The organism is Pseudoduganella sp. GW821-FHT11H04, assembly GCF_058807935.1.
The window spans coordinates 46,517-55,880 of the sequence record NZ_JBXARE010000023.1; the positions used below are offsets into that span (position 1 = coordinate 46,517).

Genomic DNA, 9,364 nt, shown 5'->3' on the forward strand with positions numbered 1-9,364 from the left:
TAACCACTTTCAATCGTGCGGTTGCTATATTTCTTGCAACCTGTGCAACGCAGGGAAAGCCGTTTTCGACCACTTAAAAGAGCAAGGGAACGCATCATGACGAGACATTTCACCCGCATCAAACTGGCTGCCTGCACGCTGGCGGGGGCCGCAGCCATCCTGGCGGCACCGGCCCACGCCGGCGTCGCCAGCCTCGACGCCCTGGCGCCCATGGTCTACAACCATGGCGAGCAATTCAAGGATGGCGGCCTGACCTTCACCTCGCGTATTTCAGCTTATGTCCAGTCGCTGGGCATCAGCGACGGCATGGGCGGAGAAATCCTCGATGGCAGCAATCCAAACAGCTGCGGTGCGGTGATCGATTGCCCGTCCGGTAATGGCAGCATGTATTACGCCGGCTGGAACGATGGTTCGGTGGATGTCGACCGCCCCGGCGGTGTCTTTGCCCTGCGCTCGCTGCGCTTCTCCTTCTTCGCGCCGGTCGGCGGCCAGCCGGACGGCAGCTACGGCCAGCTGGTGCTGAATGCCACCACCCAGGATGGCAGCAGCGTGGTGCGCCGCGCCGATTTCGCCGGCCAGGACGCCAACGGCCACTTCATGTTCTCGACCTGGAACCTGGATGCCGGCTTCGCCGCCTTGAACCTGCGCAGCATGAACATCAGCGCCTGCCTGTTCGACGGCAATGGCGGCTGCTTCAATATGGCCGACTGGGCGCCCTACGCCGCCCAATTTGCGGTCGACGACCTGGATGTCGAGATGCCGCTGCCCGGCACTGCTCCACTGATGTTGCTGGGCCTCGCCGGCTTGGGCGCCATGCGTCGCCGCAACCGCCAAACGAAAGGATAAGAGCATGAAAATGAGACCCCTGACCCTGGCCGTCATCGCCGTCCTGTCCGGCCTGTCCCTGCAAGCCGGCGCCGAAGAAGCGCGCCACTCCTATATCGTGCAACTGGCCGACGCGCCGGTCGCCAACTACGCCGGCGGCGTGAATGGCCTGGCCGCCACCAAGCCGGCCTCCGGCGCCCGCCTGGACGTCACCGCGCAAAACGTGCAGGACTACATCTCCTACCTGGACCAGCAGCAAAGCAGCGCCACCGCCCTGGTGCCGGACGCCCTGATCGTCCACAAGTACAAGCTGGTGTTGAACGGCTTTGCCGCCCGCCTGACCGATGCCGAAGTGCGCGCCCTGAAGAAATCCAGCGCAGTGGCGAGCATCAGCGCCGACGAAGCGCGCTCCCTCGATACCAACTACACGCCGAAATTCCTCGGCCTCGATAGCCTGGGCGACGGCCTGTGGGCCAAGGCCGGCGGCATCGACAAGGCCGGCGAGAACGTGGTGATCGGCATTGTCGATGGCGGCGTCTGGCCCGAGCACACCTCCTACGCCGACCGCGTGGACGAACAGGGCAAGCCTACCTTCGATATCAGCGGCACCCTGGTATATGACTCCCCGAGCAACTGGCATGGCGCCTGCATCACCGGCGAAGGCTTCACCGCCTCCCATTGCAACAACAAGCTGATTGGTGCGCGCTACTTCAATTCCGGCTTCCTCGCCAGCGGCCGTCCATTGCACTGGACCGACTTCGTCTCGCCACGCGACTCGATCGCCGGCAGCACCGGCCATGGCGGCCACGGCGATCACACCTCGACCACCGCCGGCGGCAACTTTGGCGCCGTGGGCAAGCTGTCGGGCATCCCGATCGGCAGCATGTCCGGCATGGCTCCACGTGCACGCCTGGCCATGTACAAGGTGTGCTGGACCTACCCGGACGCGACCGCCACCGACGGCACCGGCACCCGCAATTCCTGCTTCAACTCCGACAGCGTGGCCGCCATCGACCAGGCCGTGGCCGACGGCGTGCATGTGCTGAACTTCTCGATCAGCGGCTCCCAGACCAGCGTCACCGACCCGGTTGAAATGGCCTTCTTCAATGCCGCTGCCGCCGGTGTCTTCGTCGCTGCTTCGGGCGGCAACTCCGGCCCGAGCAATGCGGTGGCCCACCTGTCACCCTGGCTGACCACCGTGGCCGCGTCCACGCATAACCGCGCCAGCATCGCCACCATCAACCTGGTCGGCGGCGGCAGCTACAGCGGCGCCTCCTACAACCAGAACCCGCTGCCGGACACACCGACCATCCTGGCCCGCGACGCAGCGATCAAGCCGTACGCCCAGCTGAGCACCGCCGACAAGGCCGCGGCCCGGCTGTGCTACACCGCCGCAGACCGCGTTACTTATGGCGGCGGCGGCGACGCCGCCCTCGATCCGGCCAAGGCCAGCGGCAAGGTGCTGCTGTGCGAACGTGGCAACAGCGCCCGCGTCGACAAGTCGCGCGCCGTCAAGGAAGCCGGCGGCGCCGGCATGATCCTGATGGATACCTCCGCCGCCCAGGCGCCGGTGGCCGACCCGCACAGCATCCCGGCCGTGCACCTGAACTTTGCAGACGGCAGCGCCGCCCGCACTTGGATCACGGACCACCCAAGTGGTGCGAGCAATATCGGCAAATCGGTGCTGACCACCAGCACCGTGCCGGCGCCGCAAATGGCGGGCTTCTCCTCGCGCGGCCCTAACAAGCACAATGCCAACATCCTCAAACCCGACCTGACCGCGCCGGGCGTGGATATTCTGGCCGCCGTCACCGCCGACTACAACAACCCGGCCGACCGCGACGCCATCGCCAACGGCACCCTGGTCCCCGACGCCAACTGGGCCAGCTACCAGGGCACCTCGATGTCCAGCCCGCACGTGGCCGGCCTCGGCGCCCTGCTGCGCCAGGCCCACCCGGACTGGTCGCCGGCCGCCATCAAATCGGCCCTGATGACCACCGCCTATGACACCTTCGCCGACGGCCAGCCAGGCATGGCGGCCGGCACCCTGCCATGGGGCCAGGGCGCGGGCCACGTTCGCCCGAACAAGGCAACCGACCCGGGCCTGGTGTATGACTCTGGGCCGGTCGACTGGATCCGCTTCATGTGCGGCATCCCAGGCACCCTGACGGCCAGCTTCTGCGCGCCATACGGCGCCATCCAGCCGTACAACCTGAACCTGGCATCGCTGACCGCGTCCGCCGTGCTTGGCAAGCTGACCATGAGCCGCACCGTCACCAACGTCGGCAGCCAGGAAGCGACCTACACTGCCAATGCCAGCCTGCCCGGCTTCAATGTGGTGGTCAGCCCATCGAGCCTGACGCTGGCGCCGGGGGCCAAGGCCAGCTTCACGGTCAGCCTGACCAATGTCAGCGCTCCGGCCAACGCCTGGGCTTACGGCAACCTGACCTGGACCGACAATGCAGGCCACGTGGTGCGCAGCCCCTTGACCGCGCGCCCGGCCATGATTTCGGTGCCATCGAAGGTGTATAACGAAGCGGCCACCGGCAGCACCTCCTTCACCATCGGAGCAGGCTTCACCGGCCCGCTGGCGGCGATGAAGGGCGGACTGAAACCGGCTACCCGCAGCGCGGCAAGCGTCAGCACCGATGCCTCCAGCGACGGCGGCGTGGCAGCCTGCAAGGCCGGCGGCAACGCAGGCGTCAGGATGCACACGGTCAGCGTGCCCGCCAACGCCCTGGTGGCGCGCTTCGCCCTGTACGACGTGGACACATCCGGCTACCAGGCCGGCGACCACGACGACCTGGACCTGGTGGTGTTGAACAGCGCCGGAACGCAGGTAGGCTCCAGCGGCGGTTCGACCTCCAACGAAGTGGTGACCCTGAGTCAGCCAGCGGCCGGCGACTACAAGGTATGCGTAGTCGGCTACGCCCCGCTGGGCGGCAGCGCTAATTACACGCTGTCCTCGTGGACCGTCGCTAAGGATGAAATGGGCGGAGGCCTGAAGCTTGGCCTGCCATCGATGGTGTTCACCGGCGCCACCGCCACCATTGGCGCCTCCTGGTCCGGCCTTGGCAACGCCAAGCACCTCGGCGCAGTAGTGTTCGCCGCCCCGGGCGGCACGACCAGCAGCACCCTGCTGGAAGTCGACACCACCGTCCCGGTCCCTGAGCAGACCCAGGAACGCATCACCAGCACCCGCCGCGACTAAGCGTGAATGGTGTCTGATCCCGCGGGTCAGACACCGTTTTACCGGTTCTTACTGCAAAGCCCCATTCGGCCCGCCCAACTGGCAAGCACCCGCCTTGCACTGCGCCCCCGGATCCATGAGCATCCTGCAATCGCTCACCATCCCACTCGCCTTATTCTCCGCATCCCGCTCCTTGCGATAGCGCTCCGCCACCGCATTCACTTTCTCCGGACTGGCATGAAGCGTGGAATACACCATAAACGACTCCGGTCCACCGCAAGACTTCGCCCCGACCGGCACCGTCTTGCACTGCTGATCCGAATGACACTCAAGCGCACGTCCCAGCGATTTAAGCTCAGTAAGAGTTTTCGGCCCGCCCGGGGTGGCATGGCTGCAAGCACCCGCCATCAGGCAGGCCAACAGGAAAGCTAAACGTTTCATAGCAAAGCTCCAGGAAAGAATGGGCCATCATCGCGCCGCAAGCGCCCGCGGTCAACCCACGCTACGCGCCACCGCGTGGGTACGGTTGTTCACGCCTAGCTGGCGGTACAAGCGCTGCAAATGATTCTTGACGGTAAGAGGACTGATTCCCAGCAGGCACCCGATCTCCTCGTTGCTCTTGCCCTCACGCAGCCACTGCAGGATTTCCGCCTGCCGCGGCGAAACCGACGGCGCCACTGCTGGCGCCAGGGCAGCAGTAGCAATCCGCTGCAGCGCAAGGTGCAGGTAAGGCAGCAGCAATTGCAGCAGCCACGATTCCCGGAAACCGGCCACCGAGGGCATACCAAGCAGCACGAAGGCGCTCCCGCCAGCAGCCAACGCCCCGCTGCCGTGCACCATCCCATGTCCCATATCGCCCGCCTGCAGCGCCAGCGGCTGGCCGCCGCCCTGCTGCCACTGGCGCAGCCAAGCCGAAACCGGCCCTTGGGCTGCATCGCACAGCAAGGCGCGTTCGGACGGCGCCAGCACCATGCTGTGCAAGCAGTCCACCTTACGCGCCCTTCCCTGGTCGTCGAGCTGTATGCACAGCAGCACGCCGTGTGGCAGCAAGGTTTGCAAAGCACCCTGGCTCCATAGGAAAAGTTCGCGCTGGGTAGCGATGCCGTGCGCCGCATCGATGGCGTGCAGCAGGTACTCCTGCTCGCGGGAGTTAGTGTTTAGCATTAGGCGTGGAAGCGATAACCGCTGCCGCGCACGGTCTGGATCGCATCGTGCAGGCCGCTCGGTTGCAGCGCATTGCGCAAGCGCCCCACATGGGCGTCAACCGTACGCTCATCGAGGTAGACATGGCTGCCCCACACCTGGTCCAGCAATTGCGCGCGGCTATGCACGCGCCCTGGATGGTGCATCAGGTAGTTCAGAAGACGGAATTCCACGCGGCCCAGGTTCAGCTGGCGCTCGCCCGCCGTCACGCTCAGGGTATTTGGGTCGAGCCGCAAACCGGCCAGTTGCAAGGCGCCGGGCATGGCGGCCGGGCGGCGCCGCCGCAGCACCGCGTGCAGACGGGCGATGGTTTCGCGCGGGCCGAAGGGTTTGCAGATGAAGTCATCGGCGCCGCTTTCCAGCGCCAGCACCTTGTCCTGCTCGGCGCAGCGAGCGCTCAACATCAGGATCGGCAGTTCGCTGGTTTGCGGCGCGGCGCGCCAGCGGCGGATTAATGACAGTCCGGATTCACCCGGCAAATCCCATTCCAGCAGCACCGCTTCGGGCAAATCTCCTTGCAGCGCCGTGCTCGCATCGCCATGGCAAAGCACCGTGTAGCCGGCCTGCCCCAGGTTATGGGCCAGCAGCTGCTGCACGGCAGGATCGCTGTCGATGACGAGTACTTGGAAGGACATGGCAAAACTATGAGGCATGCCAAGTCATGCACACTAATACAATTTTGTTTAAGTATTAATATTCGAAAGAAATAAATCCCGATTTCGCTCTGTTACTTTCAAGTGAAAAGGCACCTCGGGGCCGCAACCCTCGAGGTGCCTGTGGCGTTTGCGCAACCGACTGGGCTTAAGCGCGGCGGCGCGCCAGCGCCAGCATCAGCAGGCCGAGGGCGATAACGGCCAGCGAACCCGGCTCCGGCACGGCGGCTGCCGGGGCATCGCCAACGGTGGCGATCGCGTTGTTGATGGAGAGGACTTGCAGGTCCGGGCTGCCATCCGGTGCGGCGACGAACATCAGGTCCAGGATCTTGCCCTTGATCTGGTTGAACTGGTCGTCGTACGCCACCACGCCGAAATCGGAATTCAGCAGCGCCGAAGCGTCGCCCGAAATCGTCAGCACGAAGCTGAACATACCGCCGAACACGCCCTGGTACAACACGTCGTTCAAGTTGATGGAATTGAGCATCGCGAAACCGCCAGGCACCGCCGACGCGTCGCCCCAAGGCGAGAAATTGGACGGGTCCATATTAAAGCCATGCAGCTGCGTCATGGTGGCAGTAGCGGCAGGGGCGCCGTCCACACCATTGAAGGTGAAGTCCAGGTAGCCCGCGCGGCCGGCGCCATAGACGGAAGTGTCCAGGGTCACCAGGCGCGCAACATCGGCCATTGCATGGCTGCTGGCGCCCAGCGCCAGCAACAGCGCCAGCGCACGCAGGAAACGGGAGAAGAATTTGATTTGCATGGTTCTGGTCCTTAGAAACTGCCGTTGTAGACTTTTGGCGTGTAGTTGATGGCTACGCGGCCTGGATTATTGAATTGCAGCTGCACGGTGGCCTGGGCGCCGGCGGCCAGTGAAGGCGCGGCCGTAATATAAGGCATGCCGTTGAAATAGCCCGTCGCGTTGGCAACGGTGACGCCAGCCGGCAAACCTTGCAGCACGTATTGCACCGATGCGCTCATGTTGGCGCCGCTGGTATTGCTGATCCACGCCGTGGCGGTACCAACGTTGCTGAAGCGGCCCTGCACCACGCCCGAGCGCTGGACCTGCACGCTGGTCGTCACATCCACATAGGCCGGCGCCAGGTTCAGGCTGATCACCACCGGATCATGGTCGGATGCGCGGTATGGCAGCGCGTTGTACAGGTTCTGTGCGGCAGTGTTCTTGCCATCCAGGTTGAAGTCCAACACTTCCGGCTCGTCGGCATTGATATTCCACTCCATCGCACCTGCCACTTGCGAGCTCATTGAGGTGCTTGCCAGCGCATGGTCCAGGTAGCCGCTCTCGCCGTCGAACACATAGGAGTACGGGATGCCGTTCGGGCGCACGAAGCGCTCCAGCTGGTTCTCGAACTGGACCTGGCGATCCGCTGCGGTCAGGTACAGGATCGGGTCTTCGAAGCCGTGCGAGTTGAAGTCGCCGATCAGCAGCACGTCCGGATCCCCGGCCGCTGCCACCACTTGCGGTACGAAGTTGTCCACCAGTTGCTGCGCCTGCGCCACGCGGTCGGCGTTGTAGCAGCTCTGGCCATCGCCCTGGTCGGTATTGGCGCCGCTCGCACCGTTGCAACGCTTCGACTTCAAATGGTTGACGATCAGGCTGAACTTCGCGCCGTTGCCGGCCTTGAAGGTCTGAGCCATCGGCGGACGGTCATTGACAGCAGTTGCATCGGACAGCGCGCCGCCCACCAGTGCCAACTTGGCCGGCTTGTAGATCATCGCTACGCGGATGGCATCGGTGCCGGTGGCCGCTGGTTTTGGCACATAGGCATATTCCACCTTGCCGTAAGCGGCGTTCAGGCTGTCGACCAGGTAGCCGGCGGCATAGTCGCCATTATTCTGGATCTCCATCAGGCCCACCACGTCGGCATCGATCGCCTTCAGTTCAGCGACGATCTTATCGCGCTGGCGCACGAACTCCGTCATATTGTCGGCGCCGCGGCAATTGGACTTGCTGGTACCCGAACCCAGGGTGCAGCCCTGCCCCGTCTGGCCCAGCACATTGCTGCCGTCGGTGAAGGTGGTGAAGAAGTTCAGCACATTGGCGCTTGCCACGCGCAAGTTGCCCGCCACCAGTACCGGCGCAGCAGTGCGTGGATTGTCGCGCGAGAAGATCGGCGCCTCGGTCGGCTGCACCTTGAAGCCCGCGCCGCCGCTGCCCAGCGCGCCGAAGTCGAGCACGCCGGTCAGGCCGCTGACCGTATATCCGGCGCGCACGGTGCCATCCTGGTCCAGGTAAGGCACGGTGGTCGGCGTGACGAACAGGCCGTCGTCCAGCGTAATCATATTGGCGGCATTCGCTGCCGCCATGGCCACCGCATCGGCGCTGCGCGCAGGATAGCGGTTGGTCGGCACTTCGCGGCGTCCAACGGAAAGCGTCAGTTCGCCGCGGCTGCCCAGCGAGTCGGTCGCGTTGACGGTCAACTGCCCCGGGAAGCGCACCAGCATGCCTTCGTAATTGGCCAGGTTCACGTCCAGCAGGTCGATATTTGCCGCAGTGATGGAGTGGCCGCTGCCCTGGGTCACCACCGAGGTCACGGTCGACAGCTCGGTGTAGGAACGGGTGGCGCCGCTCGGCTTGTATTCGGTCACGGTGCCGGACACGCGCACCAGATCGCCCACCGCCACAGTCACCGGCGCGGCCCCCATGTAAACAAACATGCCGTCCGACGTGCCTGGATCGCCGTCGCCCGCTTCATCCTGGATGAAGAAGCCGCTGCCAACCTTGGCCGTCACCACGCCTTCGGCGGTCAGTTTCACGCCATTGAATGGGCTAGTTGCGCCCGAACCCTGGATCTGCGGCACGCGCACGACGCTGGAACCCACATCAACTGTGACGTTGATGGTGCAGCTGGCATCCTGGCCCTGGTCGTTGGTGAACTTGACGGCAACCGGATAAACACCCGCCATCACGGATGGCGAAGCCACCAGCGACACGCTGGCGCTGCCGCCGACTCCGGCAGCCGGCGTCAGGCTGCCCAGGCTCATGCCTGAAACTGCTGCGGAGGTAATCACTGCGCCGTTGACGATGCCGTCCGCATCCGAAGCCGACAGCGCAATGCTGCCGCCGCTGCCGTATGCCAGCGAGGCGCTGGCCGGGCAAGACGTCACGATAGGCTGCGGCACAGGACCGCTGTTGCAGGCATTGGCCGGCGAGGCTGCGCTGCGGAAGGCCGGCGCCACGGCGCTGAAGTCGGTCGCGTTGTTATTGGCGTCGGTGCAGCCGCCATCCGCGCGCAGCAGGCTGGTGGTCGCGCTCATGGCCGGCGCCGCCGCCGTTTCGAAGAAGTTGGCCGTGCCGTAGCCGACCACATCCTGGATCGACGCGCTGCTTGGCTGCGCGCCCGTCAGGGCCGTATTGTTATTGACCAGCGCCACCTTGCCGGATGCGCCGCTCATATTCACGCTGCCGCTAAAGAAGTCTGCCGGCAGGTCTACGCCAACGGAGGTATTGCTGCTGGCCAGTTTGACCAGG

7 protein-coding genes are annotated in these 9,364 nt (G+C 64.8%); 2 read left to right on the forward strand and 5 right to left on the reverse strand.

Features of this window, described 5'->3' with window-relative positions:
- Positions 1-96 precede the first annotated feature (96 nt).
- Together AC1RTP_RS27665 and AC1RTP_RS27670 are read left to right on the forward strand one after the other, a co-directional pair.
- Entirely contained in the window at positions 97-846 is a 750-nt protein-coding gene (locus AC1RTP_RS27665) for an NF038120 family PEP-CTERM protein (RefSeq protein WP_498611858.1), read from the forward strand.
- A 4-nt stretch (positions 847-850) separates the two neighbouring features.
- Positions 851-4,036, forward strand: coding sequence for a S8 family serine peptidase (locus AC1RTP_RS27670; RefSeq protein ID WP_498611859.1), 3,186 nt, complete (start codon positions 851-853; stop codon positions 4,034-4,036).
- Positions 4,037-4,084: 48 nt separating this feature from the next.
- On the opposite strand, the gene AC1RTP_RS27675 is transcribed toward AC1RTP_RS27670, so the two are convergent.
- The 5 genes from AC1RTP_RS27675 to AC1RTP_RS27695 all read right to left on the reverse strand — a co-directional run.
- Positions 4,085-4,456, reverse strand: coding sequence for a hypothetical protein (locus tag AC1RTP_RS27675; protein WP_498611860.1), 372 nt, complete (start codon positions 4,454-4,456; stop codon positions 4,085-4,087).
- Between the two features lie 51 nt (positions 4,457-4,507).
- The gene (locus AC1RTP_RS27680) at positions 4,508-5,179 is read right to left on the reverse strand and encodes a LuxR C-terminal-related transcriptional regulator (RefSeq protein ID WP_498611861.1); all 672 of its coding nucleotides are present in this window, start codon (positions 5,177-5,179) and stop codon (positions 4,508-4,510) included.
- On the reverse strand, positions 5,179-5,853 hold the full coding sequence (locus AC1RTP_RS27685; protein ID WP_498611862.1) for a winged helix-turn-helix domain-containing protein: 675 nt from the start codon (positions 5,851-5,853) through the stop codon (positions 5,179-5,181). Before AC1RTP_RS27685 ends, AC1RTP_RS27680 begins: the two co-directional genes overlap by 1 nt.
- A gap of 166 nt (positions 5,854-6,019) precedes the next feature.
- A complete protein-coding gene (locus tag AC1RTP_RS27690) occupies positions 6,020-6,634 on the reverse strand; it encodes an NF038129 family PEP-CTERM protein (RefSeq protein ID WP_498611863.1) in 615 nt (204 codons plus the stop codon).
- Between the two features lie 11 nt (positions 6,635-6,645).
- Positions 6,646-9,364, reverse strand: a 2,719-nt coding sequence (locus tag AC1RTP_RS27695) for an ExeM/NucH family extracellular endonuclease (protein WP_498611864.1), incomplete at its 5' end; no start/stop codon positions are given.

Coding starts and splice junctions, on each gene's coding strand:
- AC1RTP_RS27665 (WP_498611858.1), top strand. CDS start 97: ATGACGAGACATTTCACCCGCATCAAACTGGCTGCCTGCACGCTGGCG.
- AC1RTP_RS27670 (WP_498611859.1), top strand. CDS start 851: ATGAAAATGAGACCCCTGACCCTGGCCGTCATCGCCGTCCTGTCCGGC.
- AC1RTP_RS27675 (WP_498611860.1), bottom strand. CDS start 4,456: ATGAAACGTTTAGCTTTCCTGTTGGCCTGCCTGATGGCGGGTGCTTGC.
- AC1RTP_RS27680 (WP_498611861.1), bottom strand. CDS start 5,179: ATGCTAAACACTAACTCCCGCGAGCAGGAGTACCTGCTGCACGCCATC.
- AC1RTP_RS27685 (WP_498611862.1), bottom strand. CDS start 5,853: ATGTCCTTCCAAGTACTCGTCATCGACAGCGATCCTGCCGTGCAGCAG.
- AC1RTP_RS27690 (WP_498611863.1), bottom strand. CDS start 6,634: ATGCAAATCAAATTCTTCTCCCGTTTCCTGCGTGCGCTGGCGCTGTTG.